14 protein-coding genes and 1 tRNA gene are annotated in these 17,399 nt (G+C 54.1%); 9 read left to right on the forward strand and 6 right to left on the reverse strand.

Annotated features, from left to right (window positions below; genetic code table 11):
* Positions 1–82: 82 nt before the first annotated feature.
* From ACYX34_RS04425 to ACYX34_RS04435, 3 genes are all read right to left on the reverse strand, one after another.
* Entirely contained in the window at positions 83–637 is a 555-nt protein-coding gene (locus ACYX34_RS04425; protein WP_462075346.1) for a tetratricopeptide repeat protein, read from the reverse strand.
* Between the two features lie 301 nt (positions 638–938).
* Positions 939–1,024: transfer RNA gene (locus tag ACYX34_RS04430), tRNA-Leu, on the reverse strand.
* 250 nt (positions 1,025–1,274) lie between these two features.
* Positions 1,275–2,753 (reverse strand): AAA domain-containing protein, encoded by a 1,479-nt coding sequence (locus ACYX34_RS04435; RefSeq protein WP_462075377.1) that lies wholly within the window; start codon positions 2,751–2,753, stop codon positions 1,275–1,277.
* 157 nt (positions 2,754–2,910) lie between these two features.
* On the opposite strand from ACYX34_RS04435, the gene ACYX34_RS04440 reads away from it, so the two are divergent.
* Positions 2,911–3,180, forward strand: coding sequence for a hypothetical protein (locus ACYX34_RS04440; RefSeq protein ID WP_413933425.1), 270 nt, complete (start codon positions 2,911–2,913; stop codon positions 3,178–3,180).
* A 170-nt stretch (positions 3,181–3,350) separates the two neighbouring features.
* On the opposite strand, the gene ACYX34_RS04445 is transcribed toward ACYX34_RS04440, so the two are convergent.
* Together ACYX34_RS04445 and ACYX34_RS04450 are read right to left on the reverse strand one after the other, a co-directional pair.
* Positions 3,351–4,382 (reverse strand): tetratricopeptide repeat protein, encoded by a 1,032-nt coding sequence (locus ACYX34_RS04445; protein ID WP_462075347.1) that lies wholly within the window; start codon positions 4,380–4,382, stop codon positions 3,351–3,353.
* 16 nt (positions 4,383–4,398) lie between these two features.
* On the reverse strand, positions 4,399–5,886 hold the full coding sequence (locus tag ACYX34_RS04450) for an FAD-dependent thymidylate synthase (RefSeq protein WP_462075348.1): 1,488 nt from the start codon (positions 5,884–5,886) through the stop codon (positions 4,399–4,401).
* Between the two features lie 158 nt (positions 5,887–6,044).
* Between ACYX34_RS04450 and hisS the strand changes: the two genes are divergently transcribed.
* From hisS to ACYX34_RS04490, 8 genes are all read left to right on the forward strand, one after another.
* Entirely contained in the window at positions 6,045–7,313 is a 1,269-nt protein-coding gene (hisS, locus tag ACYX34_RS04455; protein ID WP_462075349.1) for a histidine--tRNA ligase, read from the forward strand.
* Positions 7,314–7,420: 107 nt separating this feature from the next.
* Positions 7,421–7,738 carry a DsrE family protein gene (locus ACYX34_RS04460; RefSeq protein WP_462075350.1) on the forward strand — a complete coding sequence of 106 codons (318 nt, stop codon included), beginning with the start codon at positions 7,421–7,423 and terminating at the stop codon, positions 7,736–7,738.
* A gap of 17 nt (positions 7,739–7,755) precedes the next feature.
* On the forward strand, positions 7,756–8,097 hold the full coding sequence (locus ACYX34_RS04465; protein WP_462075351.1) for a hypothetical protein: 342 nt from the start codon (positions 7,756–7,758) through the stop codon (positions 8,095–8,097).
* 561 nt (positions 8,098–8,658) lie between these two features.
* Positions 8,659–9,996 (forward strand): chromosomal replication initiator protein DnaA, encoded by a 1,338-nt coding sequence (dnaA, locus tag ACYX34_RS04470; protein WP_462075378.1) that lies wholly within the window; start codon positions 8,659–8,661, stop codon positions 9,994–9,996.
* Between the two features lie 23 nt (positions 9,997–10,019).
* Complete coding sequence (dnaN, locus tag ACYX34_RS04475) at positions 10,020–11,153, forward strand: DNA polymerase III subunit beta (RefSeq protein WP_462075352.1); 1,134 nt, start codon at positions 10,020–10,022, stop codon at positions 11,151–11,153.
* A 140-nt stretch (positions 11,154–11,293) separates the two neighbouring features.
* Positions 11,294–13,762 (forward strand): DNA topoisomerase (ATP-hydrolyzing) subunit B, encoded by a 2,469-nt coding sequence (gyrB, locus tag ACYX34_RS04480; protein WP_462075353.1) that lies wholly within the window; start codon positions 11,294–11,296, stop codon positions 13,760–13,762.
* A 68-nt stretch (positions 13,763–13,830) separates the two neighbouring features.
* Positions 13,831–16,308: a DNA gyrase subunit A gene (gyrA, locus tag ACYX34_RS04485; RefSeq protein ID WP_462075354.1), complete on the forward strand. Its 2,478-nt coding sequence runs from the start codon at positions 13,831–13,833 to the stop codon at positions 16,306–16,308.
* Between the two features lie 55 nt (positions 16,309–16,363).
* Complete coding sequence (locus tag ACYX34_RS04490) at positions 16,364–16,951, forward strand: hypothetical protein (RefSeq protein WP_462075355.1); 588 nt, start codon at positions 16,364–16,366, stop codon at positions 16,949–16,951.
* Here ACYX34_RS04490 and ACYX34_RS04495 read toward each other — a convergent pair.
* Positions 16,878–17,381, reverse strand: a complete 504-nt coding sequence (locus ACYX34_RS04495) for a DciA family protein (RefSeq protein ID WP_462075356.1) — start codon at positions 17,379–17,381, stop codon at positions 16,878–16,880. The genes ACYX34_RS04490 and ACYX34_RS04495 overlap by 74 nt on opposite strands.
* Positions 17,382–17,399 lie beyond the last annotated feature (18 nt).

The raw sequence follows: 17,399 nt of genomic DNA on the forward strand, positions 1-17,399 counted from the left end.
CAGCTGGATAGACATGGAGAAACGAACTACGGAAGGTTTTGAGTTTGGAGGAATCGTGTTCGGATAATGATATCGACCGCCTTTATTTCTCACCACACTTCTTGAATTGTGATTCTAGGCACTGCTTCGTCAGCCCCTCTGCTTTCTGAATCTGCTCTGGGGTCATGCGTTTAGCCATATGGTCCCGGTCCTTCATGATTTCCGTTTTCGACCCGCCTGTCATCGATTCCCCCGCAACGCTGTACCACACATAAGCTCGCACTGAATCTGGCTGCACGCCCTGTCCCTTTGCATACATCTGCGCGAGTTCATTTTGCGCTCCAGCGTGCCCTTGCCCCGCCGCCAGCCGATGCCATTTCAATGCGGCCTGGTAGTCCTGCACCACACCCATCCCGCTGGCATACAGGAGCCCGAGGTTGTACTGCGCTCGCACATCGCCCTTCTCCGCCCTCGGAGAGAAGAGTACCGCTGCGACTCGGTAGTCGCCTTGCTTCAATGCTTCATAGGGCTCTTCCCCAGCCAGCGGGATTGATTTGGGGGGGACCACCGGCTTTGGAGCCCCGGGCGGTGGTTCCACTGCCGCGGCGATCGCCGCACTGTTCAGAATCAAGACTCCCGCGAGCACAAGTCGTCTCATTGCGTCCCTACCTTTCAGCCTGATTATCTATCGTGAAGCCGACCGGTTCACTCTTGGTAATATGCCGGCGGCTTCTTGAATACTCACACTCTGCTCACGGGAGTCGATTGTGACTACGTTCATTGTTGTTGAACCTGATGAAGCTGTCACCAAAATACCACTTCTGCGCTTGAGGATGATACGTGGAAGGTCCTAAGAAGTGGTGATCGGAGGTCGATGGATCCGCCTGGGTCCCTAGCCAGGAAGGGCTCCAACACTCTGATGCGAGGGCAGGCTGAGGGATGTCATTCAACGGTAGGGTTGGTGCCGAAGCCGGGAGTTGAACCCGGACGCCCTTGCGAGCACCAGCTCCTGAGGCTGGCGTGTCTGCCATTCCACCACTTCGGCTCTAAGGGATGTTGAAAAAGACCACCAGCTTTGTTTTCGTTTCGCTCAAGGTCTCAACCCACCGGTAAAGAGTACGCCTCAAGCTTTCATTCACTGCGGCCTCGCTGACCCGCCTTTTTGAACATCCCCGAATGCAATGAGCTACCCTGGTCCTTCTTCCAGCTACCTGCGGCTTCGTTGAAAACCGCGTTGAGCGTGCTGCTGAATAACCTGCGAGATGGGGGATTATCCTGAATTCTCCTCACCCACGTCAAGCAAGTGGTAAGGGAGCGGTCTCCGAAACAGCCCGGGAGCCTTTCTGAGGCATCGCCCATTGCCCGGTTGTCGCAATGGCTCGTGGATCGCCGCTCAGAATAATGCGTTCATGGACAAGTCCGGCAGCAGCCAGCAGTGATGGTATGGCTATCTGCGGGGCTTCATCGACCATGAGTACATCGAATCGCACGCGGCTGAATAACGGGTCGGTTGCGACTCGCGTGGGCGTTGCGGCAACCAGACGTCGATTCTGGACGAAGGCTTGGCGATTCGGATTCTCCTCAGCCGCGAGAAGCTCTCGGACTTTCTTGGCCCCACCGAGCTTCGCAATCTGTTCCTTGAGGTCCTCACACTCCGCACGCTGCCCTCGAGGCACCGCCGCTTCCGGAACAAGCTGCTGAATTCTTCCTTTGGCCACATCGATCTCGCTGTTCAGGCGATCCATCTGACTCTGATATAACACACGGTACTGCTTGAGCGAGTCCACATTTTTCCCAACGGTCTGCATCGCGAGACGTTGAAACAACGGGAGCGTCTCAAATTCTTTGAGCGTCGTGTCGACTCCCGCCAGCTTGACTTGAAGTTCTCGGAACTGTGTCACCAAGCGCCATTCCAGAAGACGGACTTCGTCCAAATCTCTTTGTTTTGCGTCCTTCTGAGACAGAAACGGGGCCAACTCCCGAAACCGGTCGTACTTCTGCTTCAACGAGGCCTTATCACCCTGTGACTTGGCGTAGAATTGATGCATCTGGGCTTCAAACCCCAGCTCCTGAAGATCGAGGCCGGCGGCTTGCGGTATCATCGGGAGCTCATATCGCGTCACCCACGTTCTGGGGTTCAATCCGCCCGCCTTCATGATGCGCCCCACCATCCCGACAAGCTCATCACTGTCTTCATGATCGGGACAGAGCAACAGAATACGCTTATTGGCGCGAACCAAGTCCATCGCCAGGCTCCCAAGCTTTTGTCGACGGAGCACTCGGTCATCGGACCACAGGGTCGTGAAGACGGATGAACTAGCGGAGAACGTTTCCACTTCCGCAGTCGGCGTCTGGAGAAGCGCCGCCAACCGCTCGGCTGGCCCGAGGTGGTACAGGTCGGGCTTCGCCAGAATCTCTTTTAAACGGGCCGCTGCCGTACCAACCAGCCCGGCTTTGTCTGGAACCAGAGTGACAGAAGGGACTTCACTTCCGAGGTGATCGACCAGTTGAACCAGAATCGATGGCCCCGTTTGCCGCAGTACGATTCCCTCCGTCGTATCCGTGTCATCGGCAGGGACGATGGAGACCGGAAGGTCCATAGACAGCCTGACCTCACCGGGTACGAGAAACTCGTACAGATGCAGCCCGCCGATCGTCCTGACGAGTCGGCCCTGTAACGCCATGGCCGGAGCATCCTGTCCCGTTTCAACCAGACGCGCTTGCTCGGCTTCAAGGTTAACGATCCATGACTCGATCAACTCCGCCGCAGTCATCACAATTCATCTCACCGGTCAGTCTAATCAAGAAGCATGTCATGATAAATGCCCCCCGTCATCACTGTCCACTCAGCGAGCCCTGAGGCCACTCTTGTCTTCACGACTCGACCTTGTCTAGAATGAGACCCTTTGTGAGGCTTTCAAGGAGGAACCTGTGAAGGGCTTGAGATTTGAGCGGATTGCGACAGGGCGCCACTACAACGTGGTCTTCCATATCGGCAGCACGTACGTCCCCGTGAGTGACGAGACCATCGACGAGCTCAAGGAGCAGAGCCTCTTGCCGACAGAACGCTTCCTCGACTTCCTCATCGACCGTGTCGGCTATTCCTCTTACCTCAAGGATCAGATCCGCAACGAACTGCAAGCGACGGGCGATCCCACGACACAGATTACCGTTCTGCAAGGCGCGATTCGCGAGCTCTAGAACTTGTATCCCGTCGTTCGTGAAGTGTCTCTCGTCCAACACCAATGGCCAGGAGCTTCTCTCCTAAATTTTCCCGAATGTCCGCTCTTGTCATTCTCTTCAACTTCTCGCTGAGAGATCCGTCATTCTGAGCAATCCCTTGTATGGGATTAATCGAGGGGGCTCGACCCTTAATCTCCTACCTGTCCTTCTTGAAACAGCTGATTCATGATCTGGTTTCTCTTCTCTGGATCTCGATAGTACTTCAGCGCCTTGCTGTAGTTTTCCATTGCGCTTTGGCGTTTACCGCGGATCGCATAGATTTCAGCGATGCCGTGATACGCACGCGCATCTTCTTCATTGCACTTGAGCGCCCGGCTGAAGATGTCCGCCGCTTCTTGAAGCCGATGCTTCCCTAATGCCAGCCACCCGAGGGCTGAGTGGGCCGCGCCAAAGTCAGGGTTGGCGCTGAGCGCATCGTGATAGCTCTTTTGTGCCAGGTCCAGGCGGCCACGCGTTTCATAAAGGCCGCCCAACGCAAAGTGCACTTCGGCGTCCTGGGGGTTCAGCTTCAATGCCGTTTTGTAGGATTGCACCGCTGGTTCCATCTTCCCCTGTTCAGCCAGGGCACAAGCGAGATTGGAATGCGCGGCTGAATCGCTCGGAGTGAGCTTGATTACTTCACGGTATTCCTTGATGGCCATCTCCAGCCGCCCCTGGTCTTGATAGGCCACGCCCAGATTCATCCGGGCCGGCGCGTAGTCGGGAGCCAGTCGGACAGCTTCACGATACTCCTTGATCGCTCTTTCAACATGGCCGGCCCGTTCGTGAATCTGCGCCAAGAAGTAGTGCGGGTAAGCCGATTGTGGAAGCAGTCTTGCAGATTCCGCATATGGCCCCATCGATTGTTCGGATTGCCCAGACTGGGCGAGAAACAAGCCCTGGACGAGATGGGCATAACCACTGCTCCTCTCCCGCTCGAGGAGGTCATTCATCCAGCTCCCCACAGCTGCGATGTGTTCCTGGGCCTCAAGGCAGAGTGCATGCGTTTTCCAGGCGTCGGCAAACCGACCCTGGACGAGATACACTACATTTCGTGCAAAGAGCGGGCGCGGGTCCTTCGCCCCGTCCGGATCTCGGCTCCAGGCCATCGATTCAGCGAACAGGGTATCCCATGCGCCGGCCACGAGAGCGGCTTCGCATTGTTGCTGATGGGTATTCATGTACGATGTGACGATTTTATCGTGTCAGTGCGTCTTCGACGTCAGGCGGTGTCGCCTGAATGCTGTCGCCTAGGAAGGGATATCTCTTGGCCAGCTGTTGCTTCATCTGCCAAGCCACCGTTCTATACGACCAATGGCCTTTTACACCGGACCGGAGCTTGCAGATATACTCTGCTTCCGCGTAGTCCATCTTAAACAAGCATCGGATTTTGAAGCCAAACGGAATGGCGTAGAGTGAAGCTTCTTGGTCTTTCTTCCTGAGCGATTCGATATCCTGGCGCACGGCATCCATGGCCTGCCGGTACTCCTGATCCAAACCTGCATCGATTAATGGAGGCGGCACATCGTAACCATGGACGGTCGTGAAGTTCTGTTGCACCTGCTGGCATCGTCGATGACGGTGCATGTCTCTCCAAGCCCCGATATCCATCAGGATGTCGAAGGTGAAGGCATAGCCGCTGCGGAACTCTTTGATGAGCTCATCATACGGTCCGCGTTGTCTCGTGGCTACTTCGATGGTCGCCTGTTTCTCCTTCTCTGACCACTCTCTCACCACCTCAAGGATCTTGCGATAGGGAGCCTGTGAGACGCGATAGAGCAGCGTTGCCACGAGTTCGTCCAGCGGAAGATGCGGCTCTATCAGTTCGACGGATTCAACTGGTCCCCAGTTTCCAGGTTGATCGAGGCCAGTCCCACGCAAGGCTTCTTTGGCATGGCGAGCTAAATCAGAGTACACCGATTCCTGATAGGCGTTTGCTTTCGCATGCCGCGCCAGTGTCGGAGCCAACGGATCACTCAAGCCAGCGGTCTGGCCGCAGAGTTCACCCCAGAGGTTCACCGGGGGACGTTGACACGCGTCCTTCAGATCTTCCCCGATCGCCCGCAACTCCGAGAGTTGAGATGAGAGAAGGCGTGTAATCTGCTTCTCCAACGTCCGGATACTGACGACCTGCCCAACATTGGTCTTGGCTGCGAGGGGAAGCAAGTATCGGGTGATGTCGAAGGCCCGTGCCGCAATAGTCCGATCATAATCGGCCTGCTTCATCGACTCAGGCCGTGGCTCGCGCCCAGCCAGGAACTGTTTCAGAGGCTCATGGAGGAGTCGATACACGTCACCGAGGCTTCGGAGAATCCCTTCATAGAGAGCCTCTGTTTCGCTCCCTCGAATCTGACCAGGGACAAACCATCGGTTGGAGGCAAAGTTCTGATAGCGGCTCGATTTTGCTTGACCATCCCAGAGCGGCTCATCTTCCAGACGAATCGCGGCGAGTTCCGAAATCTCTTCGAAGCAGATGATGACATGCCCAAGGTCGGCGATCGACGCATGTCCGTAATCAAAATAAAACTGCTCCCAGAATTTTTCCGACGAGTGCCCATGCACCCATCGGATGCTCTGCTCGATGGAGTCGGGAGATCGGCTGTACCGTGCCAGCGCATAGGCGGACTTTTCAGGGGGCATGGGGGCCAAGGCCAAAACCCGACGGCCTGATTGATCTTGGTTCATAGGAGATTGAGGGAACAAAACAGGACCATAAGCTGGGCACTATACCTCCCGATGTAGGACGGCGCAAGCTTCACGCCGTTGACTTGCCGCAGAGGCCGCCGCTATAGTCCGCGCGAACTCTGCAGTATGACCGGTAAGTACATATAGGAGATGATTCCGTGTCTGTGATCAAAGGGATCAAAGGCGTCAAGGACCTGTTGCCGGAAGAGACCCCCCGCTGGCGATTCATCGAAGAATCCGCCAGACGATGGGCTACCCGATATGGATTTCACGAAATTCGTATTCCAATCTTTGAGGTGACTACCTTATTTGCACGGAGCATCGGGGCATCCACAGATATCGTCGAGAAAGAAATGTACACGTTCCCGGATCGGGACGGCACCTCATTGACCCTCCGCCCAGAGGGGACTGCCGGCACCGTCCGGGCCTATCTCGAGCACAATCGTGCCGCTATCCCGGTACCTCAAAAATATTTCTATACTGGGCCGATGTTTCGTCACGAGCGTCCGCAGGCCGGCCGGCTGAGGCAGTTTCATCAATTCGGTGTGGAATCGTACGGCATGGCGGATCCCCGCGCCGACGTCGAAGTGATTGCCCTCTTATGGCATATGCTCCATGAGCTGGGCCTTCCTGGCCTCACCCTCGAAACCAATAACCTCGGCCAGGCAGCCGATCGAGAGACCTATCGCCCCTTACTGGTCAGCTACCTCACACAACACGACGCTAAGTTGTGTGGTAATTGCAAACACCGCATCGACGCTAACCCGCTTCGAGTCCTGGATTGCAAGGTTCCTGAGTGCCGAATCATTACGGAGCAGGCACCTCGTCTTTCCGAATCTCTGTCGGAGACCGCCCGTTCCTACTTTGCTCAAGTGTTAGCCGGTCTTGATCTCATCCGCATACCTTACTCCTTAAACCACCGGCTTGTCCGAGGTCTCGATTACTACAATCTCACAACGTTTGAAGTGACCGGGACAAACCTTGGAGCTCAGAACGCGGTTGGGGCGGGAGGGCGATACGATGGGCTCGTGGAAACACTTGGAGGTGCCTCGACTCCAGCCGTCGGTTTTGCTGTTGGGCTGGAGCGTATAGCCATGTTGTTACCAGACTCTCAGAAATCTCACATTCCTGCAGAGAAGACTGTCTATGTCGCCGGTTTCGGAGATAAAGGTTCGGTGGCCGGACTTACCGCTCTTGAAGAACTTCGCACCTTTGGCATACCTGCTGTCTCTGATTTTCGGGCGACAACGTTGAAAGCGCACCTTCGCCAAGCCGATCGGCTTGGCTGTCAATTTACGCTTTTACTCGGCGACGATGAGGCCATAAAGGGAGTGGCGTTGCTCCGAAATATGGACTCCAAGAGTCAGCATGATATTCTATTGTCATCTCTTCCCAGCCAGATACAGTCTCTTCTCAGGCCTTCTTGACCACTGCTTTTAGGCATTGACTTTCCCCTCAAAACCACTTAGTCTCCTATCGGTGAGTAACTCATCGAATCTACTGAATATTCACATAAATTCCTGTGAATTAACCTGTGAAACAGAAAATTGGGTTCCTTCTAGCCCTTCCCCCTGCACATCCAAGTTCTGCGGTAGTTATTGGGCTTGCTCAGGCAGCACTAGACGCCAATCATGAGGTGTATCTCTACCTCATTGATGAGGGGGTTAAAAATATGACGTCTCAGTCATATCGCAATCTTGCCCGTGGAGGGGTTCGCATGTTTGTGTGCGCGTATGGCTGTCAGCAGCATCATGTTTCAACTACAGATGTTGAGAAAGAATTTACCCTTTGTGGGTTGGTTGTTCTATCTGGACTGATTGATGCCTGTAAGCCGTTCATTTCTTTTACATAAGGCATTATAAATCTCGCGTGTCAAAGAATATCGCCGTTGTTATTCAAGAAGATCCACGAAGCACACATCGACCGGTTGAGGCGTTACGAATTGCCCTTGGACTGGTTGCCGGATCTCATAACACCACGGTTATTTTGATTGGTGAAGCTGTTCGCCTACTGATGGATGATGCGGATGATATTATCGATCTCGATATTCTTGAGAAATACCTACCCTCTATTGAGCAACTAGGTGTCCCTTTTATCCTCCCTAAAGTAGTTGATCTTTCATTATTGAGTGGTGAGTTTTGTGTTCGGTGTGAATCGGAGGATGCGGTTGCTGCTGTGATTCAATCGATGGACTGCACACTCGTGTTTTAAATGGGGAATTTCTGATGGGGGCAACGGTGTATCTAGTTCGTTCCTCTGTAGATGAGGTCTCACCCTTTCTGTATTCAGAGTCGGAGAACGCAATTATTGTTATTCTTGAAAAGTCTTCCTCCGCAGGAAAGATATTAAAAAGTGTTGCTGGTTGTTCTTGGGGAAAAGGGACACGGTTGTCGTATAGGGACTTACTTGAGTTATTACTAAGAAGTCAGCGGGTTATTACTCTGTAACTCCGATATTTTGTAATAAAGAAAATTCGTCGTCGTCGGATTAGGAGTAGTGAAGTGTATAGAGTGGATATCGTGTAGGTACTTGATAATATTGAGTAGATTTATAATTTTTAATAGGGATAACCTTGGGGAAACCATCTGTGTAGTGATGTGAGTATAGATGAGTAGCTTGTTGATAGATTATGTAGATGGGAGATCAACTCGACAGACTGCGGCGAGACATGGTATTGAGCGGGCCTGTTTTACACTAGAAATCGTGCAAAGATAGTAGTTATCCACAAGTGTGAGTAATCCTGTGAATAGAGAGTGAATGCGGCTTATGAGTATAGAGATTGAGTGGGATGAAGCGCTTGAATATATTCAACAAAAAGTACCCAAACAGGTCTTTGACACCTGGTTCCTACCAGTGCAATTCGATAGGGTTGAAAATTCTACTGTGTACATTGGGGTACCCAATAAATTCTTTGGGGAGTGGTTAGATACGCACTATGGAGCCCTCCTGGCTGAAGCTGTGGCGACTGCTGGTGCGGGTGAACCGCTGACCGTGGCATTTATCGTACGCGAGAAAACGGCTCCGGCTCAGGAGGAGCTGCCGCTCGCGACACAAGGGGGAAGGGTTCAAGCGCAAGTAAAACCACGGCGTGGGATTCTCCTCAACCCGAAATATACGTTCCGAAACTTTGTTGTTGGGGCTGGAAATCAGTTTGCCCATGCGGCCTGCATGGCGGTAGCAGAACAGCCGGGTCAAACCTACAACCCCTTATTTATTTACGGAGGGGTTGGGCTCGGGAAGACACATCTCTTGAACGCGATCGGGAATCATGTCGCCGAACAGAGGGATCTTCGAATTGCATACCTGACGACCGAACAATTCACGAACGAGGTGATTAACTCCATCCGCTACGACAAGATGATGGATCTCCGAAAGCGCTACCGACATATCGACATGCTCATGATCGATGATATCCAATTTCTTGTCGGGAAGGAACGGACGCAAGAAGAGTTTTTTCATACGTTCAATGCTCTCTATGAGGGTCATAAACAGATTGTTCTGTCGAGCGATCGGTTTCCGAAGGATATGCCTGATATCGAGGAACGGTTACGGTCTCGGTTTGAGTGGGGGCTGATTGCAGACTTGCAACCCCCGGACGTCGAGACACGGATCGCCATCCTGAGGAAAAAATCCGAGGATGAAGGAGTCAAATTACCGGAAGATGTGATCCAGTTTCTGTCGACCACCATGAAGAGCAATATTCGAGAATTGGAGGGAAGTCTCGTTCGACTGGGGGCCTATGCGTCGCTCACCGGGCAAGTCATTAGCCTCGATCTTGCGAAAAATGTCCTGAGGGATATCATCGGAGATAAGAAAAAGGTTGTCGCAATGGACGACATCCAGGAAGCCGTCTGTGCCCAATTTCATGTCAAGCTCGCGGAACTGAAGTCCCGCCGCCGAAGCAAGACTCTCGTGCATCCTCGACAGATTGCGATGTATCTCTGTCGAGAGCTGACAGATGCCTCGTATCCAGAGATTGGCCGCCAATTCGGTGGGAAAGACCATACGACCATCATTCACGCGTGCCGCCAAGTGGCGAAAGCCAAGGAGGCCGATACAGGATTGCAGACGACGATCGAATCACTAAAGGAACAGATTCTTCGCAGTTAGCGACGTCGATGGGGGAGCATTCCATGAAAGTACGGATCGGACGAGACGAGTTGTTGACGGGGCTTCAGCGTGTGCAAGGCGTCGTGGAAAAACGCAACACCATGCCCATTCTGTCGAATATCCTGTTGGAAGCCAAGCAGGATGGAGTCGAGATCGTCGCGACAGACCTTGAGCTGGGGATGAGAGGTTTGTATAAGGCAACGGTCCTGTCCACAGGAGGGGTCACTATCTCCGCCAGAAAGCTCTTTGAAATTGTGAAGGAGTTGCCGGCCGGTGACATCGAGTTGACGGCGACGGACAATAACTGGACGACGATTCAGGCCGGGAGGGGCCAATTTAAAGTCGTGGGCCTCCCCAGTTCCGATTATCCGGCGTTGCCCGCGATCGAACGAGAGGGGCTCATGCCGTTAGCTGGGGACGGGCTTCTCGAATTGATTCGGAAGACCCTCTTTGCCGCCGGAGACAATGATGCTCGGTACATTCTGAATGGACTCTTGGTCACCTTGATTGTGACGGAAAAGAAGACGACCCTCCGATTAGTCGGCACAGACGGCCACCGTCTGGCGGTTGCGGAACAGGATGTCGGCAAAGCTGGGGCCAAGTCGACGGGCATTCCTCAGGAAATGAAAGCGATCATTCCCAAAAAGGCCGCTCACGAGATTCGGTACCTCTTAGAGGAAGGAGGAGATGGCGAACCGCTCATCGGGTTTTCGAAGAATCTCATGATCTTTCGGAAGAGCGGCCTCCTCCTGACGTCAAGGCTGATGGAGGGGAGCTATCCGAACTACCAACAAGTCATCCCAAAAGACGGGGGCAAGAACATCAGTGTCAATCGGACGGAGTTGGAAAGTGCCCTGCGACGTGTGTCCGTACTGTCGAAAGACAAGGCCAGCGCAGTCAAGCTTTCCTTTGGGCCCGGCAAGATGACGCTATTTTCTGCCAGCCCGGACTTCGGCGAAGCAACAGAAGAATTGCCGGCTCGCTACGAGGGAGAAAGTCTGACAACCGGCTTCAACGCCCGGTACCTTCTGGATGTCTTCAGTGTGATGGAGGGTGAAACGATTGCTCTCCAGATGGAGACCCCGCTGAGCCCATGTCTGATCCAGGAGCCGGAGAGCCCTGGTTTTAAGTGTGTTGTCATGCCGGTGAAGATTTAGCAGGATGCGGCACGCAGTCACGGGCATAGCTCATCCATTTCTCGGTGGCTCTTCCTATCGAATAGGGACTGCCTCATGGACGAACGCCTTGCCCCAAACAGAAATAAGCCCTCTGACCACGAGGCTGGAATAGGTAGCGGATGGCCACAGAAGAACAGTCTCCGACCAAGTCTGATAGTTACAGTGCCGATCAAATTAAAGTCCTTGAAGGGCTTGATGCCGTCCGGAAACGACCCGCAATGTACATTGGGAGTACCGGAGTCGACGGATTGCATCATCTCGTCTATGAGGTCGTCGACAACAGTGTCGACGAACATATGGCGGGCTTCGGTGAAGCCATCGAGGTCACGATCCATATCGACGGAAGCGTGACGGTCATCGACAATGGGCGAGGCATTCCTACAGGGATGCATCCGACCCAAAAGAAGTCTGCGGCAGAAGTTGCGCTCACCGTGCTCCATGCGGGGGGCAAGTTCGAACAGGGTGCCTACACCGTCTCCGGCGGATTGCACGGAGTCGGTATCTCCGTGGTCAATGCCTTGTCAGAGTGGCTGGAACTGGAAATCTGGCAAGACGCCCAAGTGTTCGAACAGCGATATGAACGAGGGAAACCCAGTGCACCGCTCAATGCAACAGGCAAGACCAAACGCCGAGGGACCAAGGTTCGGTTTAAGCCGGATGGCCAAGTCTTTGAAACGCTGGAGTTCAGCTTCGACGTATTAGCCCAACGGTTGCGGGAACTGGCCTTTTTGAACAAGGGCCTGGCCATTACCCTTCGAGATGAGCGGAAAGAGCCGGCGAAAGAGCAGGTGTTCTTATACAAGGGCGGCATCGTGTCCTTTGTCGAACATCTCAATGAAGCCAAAACACCGCTGCACAAACCGATCTACGTCAAAGTCGAGAAGCCGGAAATGATCCTGGAGGTAGCGCTCCAGTACAACGACAGCTACGCGGAGAACCTCTTTTCCTTCGCGAACAACATCAATACCAAAGAAGGTGGCACGCACTTAGTCGGGTTCAAAGCCGCTCTCACTCGGACGATCAACAATTACGCCAATGCCAACGACCTGCTGAAGAAAGAAACTGAATCGCTGACCGGTGACGATGTACGGGAGGGACTGACCTCGGTCGTCAGTGTCAAGGTGCGCAATCCGCAGTTTGAAGGGCAGACGAAAGCCAAGTTAGGAAACAGCGAGGTGAAGGGCGTGGTCGAGGCCGCGGTCAATGAGGCCTTGGGCAATTATTTTGAGGAAAATCCCCCGGTCGCCAGAAAGATCATTGGCAAAGCGGTGGATGCAGCGCGCGCGCGCGAAGCGGCGCGGAAAGCCAAGGATCTGATCCGGCGTAAGAGCGCCCTGGATGGCGGCTCGTTGCCCGGAAAGTTAGCGGATTGCTCTGAGAAAGATCCCGCGTTGAGCGAACTCTACATTGTGGAGGGAGATTCAGCAGGTGGATCTGCGAAACAGGGACGAGACCGCAAGTTTCAGGCGATCTTGCCGCTCAAAGGCAAGATCTTGAACGTGGAGAAAGCACGGTTCGACAAGATGCTTTCCAGCGATGAGATCAGAACGCTCATCATGGCGTTGGGCACCGGGATCGGTCGCAAACGGGAAGAAGGGGACAAGTCGGAGAAGGATGCCTTCGATATCGCAAAGGCCCGCTATCACAAGATCATTCTCATGACCGACGCTGATGTGGACGGCAGTCATATCCGGACGCTGCTGTTGACGTTCTTCTTCCGGCAGATGCCCGAACTCATCGAACGAGGGTATATCTATATCGCGCAACCCCCGCTGTTCAAAGTCAAGAAAGGCAAGACGGAGCGATACCTCAAGGATGAAGGGTTGTTGAACGAGTACCTCGCCGATTTGGCAGTCGAGGATGTTGAGCTCTATATGGAGGGAGCTCAGACCTACGTGACTGGGCGCCGACTCTTGCCCATTTTGAAGAAAATGATTGCCTTCGAAACCTTGCTTGGTCGCCTGAATAAGAAATCACACGAGGCTGCAATACTTCGCGTCTTTGTCGATGAACCTGGGCTGGACCGCGAGCGGCTCAAGGATCGTGCGGCACTTCAACGATCAGTCGAAAACATTACGCAATCGCTGGCTGTGGTGTTCCCGAATATGACCCCGACGTTTGATATCCTCGTGGACGAGGAGCACCAGTCCAACAAGGTCGTCTGCCGGCTGCACATGAGTGGGGTCACGCATGAGCTGGAAGTGACACATGACTTGGTTGGGTCCGCCGACTTCCGGGAACTCCAGAAACTGACGCCCTCTGCGATCGGATTAGGTCGAGCTCCGTACAAGCTGAAGGCCAAGGGTCAGGAAAAGCCGTACCAATCCACCGATGAGTTGGTCAAGGCCATTCTGGATATGGGAAAGCAAGGCCTCAGCATTCAGCGCTACAAAGGCCTCGGCGAAATGAACCCGGGGCAGCTCTGGGAAACGACTATGAATCCTGAGATACGGACGCTCCTGAGGGTGACTCTTGAAGATCTCACTGGTGTGGATGAAATCTTTACCATCTTGATGGGCGATGAAGTCGAACCACGGCGGAATTTTATCCAGACCCACGCGCTCGAAGTGCGCAATCTAGACGTGTAGCGAAGCAGCTGTCAGTTTCCAGCGATCAGCGTTCCGGAGCCGATGGCTGTGTGCAGTGAGGAGAAGACATGCCGTCTGATGAGAGATTAGGTCATATCGCGATCGAAGACGAGATGAAGTCGTCCTACCTTGATTATGCCATGAGCGTGATCGTGGGGCGAGCATTGCCGGACGTCCGTGATGGGTTGAAGCCAGTCCACCGCCGGATTCTCTTCGGTATGAGCGAAATGGGCTTGGCCTCCAATCGAGCCTACCGAAAATCCGCCAAGATCGTCGGCGAAATCATGGGGAACTATCATCCCCATGGCGATTCGGCGATCTACGACACCCTCGTACGGATGGCGCAGGATTTCAACATGCGGTATCCCCTCGTGGACGGCCAGGGCAACTACGGGTCGATGGACGGGGACTCACCGGCGGCCATGCGGTACACCGAAGCCCGTATGACGAAGCTAGCCGAGGAAATGTTGGCCGATATCGACAAGGAGACCGTTGATTTCGGTCCTAACTATGACGAGTCACGACAAGAACCTCTGGTGCTTCCGACCAGAGTGCCGAATCTCCTGGTCAATGGAGCGGGTGGCATTGCCGTCGGCTACGCAACTAATATTCCCACGCACAATGTCGGGGAAATCATCGATGGATTGCTCCTCTTGCTGGAGAATCCCGATGTGACGATCGCTCAGCTGATGCAGAAGATCCCTGGGCCAGACTTTCCCACGGCCGGCTTCATCTATGGCATGGGCGGGATTAAAGAAGCCTATGAGACCGGACGCGGTCTCCTGACACTGCGAGCAAAAGTCGTGGTCGAGACCGATGAACGCACTGAGCGGGAACGGCTCATCGTCACAGAGATTCCCTATCAGGTTAACAAGGCCAAACTGATCGAAAAAATAGCGGAGTTGATCCAAGATGATCGCATCAAGGGCATCTCAGACCTGAGAGACGAATCGTCGGATCGAGAAGGCGTGCGGGTGGTCATTGAGCTCAAACGGAACGAAATTCCCCTGGTGGTATTGAATAATCTCTACAAGCACACCCAGCTTGAGACCACTTTCGGCGTCATCATGTTGGCGCTGGTCAATAATCGTCCCGAGATCCTCAACCTCAAGCAGATCCTCCATCATTTCCTCGAGCATCGACGTGAAGTCGTGGTACGGCGAACCGCTTTCGAACTCAGAAAAGCAGAGGAGCGGGCGCATATTCTGGAAGGACTCAAGATCGCACTCGATCACCTGGATGCCGTCATCGCCCTCATCAGACGGTCGCAATCGCCTGACGAAGCCAGGGCGGGGTTAATGAGGGAATTTGGCCTGACGGAGATCCAAGCCAATGCCATTCTCGACATGAGGCTCCAGCGCTTGACGCAGCTGGAGCGGACCAAACTCATCGAAGAATATCAGGACGTGCTCAAGCAGATTGAATACCTGAAGTCCGTGCTGGCCAGCGAGTCATTGGTGCGCACCATCATCAAGAATGAGCTGACTGAGATCCGTGAAACGTACAAAGATGACCGCCGGACCCAGATCGTCAAGGAAGAAGCCGAGATCAGCCTGGAAGACCTGATTGCAGCGGAAGAAGTGATCGTGACGATCTCTCATTCTGGCTACATTAAGCGGAATGCCGTGTCTCTCTACCGGGCTCAACGACGTGGTGGGAAGGGCAAGATCGGCATGGGCATCAAGGACGAGGATTTCGTCGAGACGCTCTTTGCCGCCTCCACCCACGATTCGTTGCTGTTCTTTACCGACGCGGGGAAAGTCTATTGGCTGAAGGTCCATGAGATTCCCGAGGCCAGCCGGTCGGCGAAAGGAAAGGCACTCGTCAATCTCCTTGCGTTAGCCGGGAGTGAAAAGGTGACCGCGACCTTGCCGGTCAAAGAGTTTCGTGGTGACCGCTATATCGTGATGGCCACGAAAAAAGGAATCATCAAAAAGACGGAATTGTCCGCGTTCAGCAACCCCAGGCAGGGCGGGATCATTGCGTTGGGACTCGAAGGTGGGGATAAATTGATCGGGGTCCAACTGACCGATGGACAGCGTGAGATCCTGCTTGGGACACGACAAGGCATTACGATTCGATTCAAGGAAGAAGAAGTGAGGCCGATGGGTCGGATGGCCCATGGTGTGAAGGGGATCACGCTCGAGGAAGGCAACGAAGTCATCGGGATGGAAACCATGACGCCGGACTCAACCACCTCGATCTTGACCGTGACGGAAGGCGGTTACGGCAAGCGCACACCCGTGGGCGAATATCGGGTGCAAGGTCGTGGCGGAAAGGGCATTATCAGTGTCAAGACGACGGAGCGGAATGGGTTGGCCGTGGGATTCCTTCAAGTACGAGACGACGATCAGATCATGCTGATGGCTGCGCAGGGGAAAGTGCTGCGTTGCAAAGTCGACGACATCCGTGAAATCGGCCGGAATACCCAGGGCGTTCGGATTCTCGATCTCGATGGCGAGGGAGACCGAGTTGTCGCAGTGGCCAGATTGGCGGAGGCCGCTGAGCGGGAGGATGCCATCTCAGAGGACGCCCCGGAGAGCTAATCGGATTAAGCCCGCCGATTATTTCATGCCTTAATCCAAACCGCTCTTTTCTGCTATGCCTCCGAGTGACCCGAAGACCAAGAAGCCCCTCGACATCGTCGTCAAGTTTGCACTCAGCGTCTTTGTTGGGTCGTTTGCCTTAATCTGGGGAGGCATGTATCTGAGCCGTCCTGATCGATCGATTCCTCCCTATACCGTCGGTGCCCAATCGGGACGTCTTGTCGTGACGGACGTTCCTCGGGGTACCACCGATGAAGAGGTTGAGTCGCTGGTCAAACGCTTTCGAAAGATGGGTCACCACACGCATGATTTCGCTCGGATGAAGATCTATCCCACGACCCCTGGTGATCCTGGCGGGCCATACAAGCAGATCATGATTTACGTATTTGACGACCATGGTTGGACCGACCCGGATGTCCTCGCTAAGTACCTGGCTGGAGATGGGGCCATTGTGAAAGACTATGAACGGGCTATGCGCGGATATTATCGATTGCTGGATCAAGAAGAAGACGGTGGTCTAGGCCCAATGCCCAAAGACGGACCTCTTTCCGCCGAGACACGAGTCCTATTCAAGGGGCGCGTGACGGACCCTTTGCCGGTTGAGGCAGAGCCTGAACCGGGTATCGCGATATCACCTCTCTAAATCGTTCACGAAGAGAGGGGTCGTGAATGGTCGTGGTATGTGTGACGACCTCAGCCCATGAACCCTCGGACTGCACCGATCGGATATCTGGACTGAGATCAACAGGAGGTGTCTCCAGATCACCCGGAAGCTCTCCGACGCGACCGACGATGTCTGTCACGAGCTCAGGACCTACCTCCGCATGAAGTTTTGTCACGAGAGCCGGTTTGAGGAAGGTCAATTGTTGAAGCCAAACGGAGTTCCTGACGATCAAATAGAGCTTTTTGAAGCGAATCTGGGACGGCCAGGTGTGGGACGCCATGGGCTCACCAACGATCTCACGCCACCGATGTTGCAGGCGCAGTTCCACCAGTCTCGATTCAAGGCCAAGTCGTTTGGAGAGCCCGGACAAAATAGTGCCGAAGGAATCAAGAGTGCCTGGGCGAGCCATGCGGCATCATAGGCGGTA

The sequence above is a fragment of the Nitrospira sp. CMX1 genome (genome assembly GCF_054902215.1).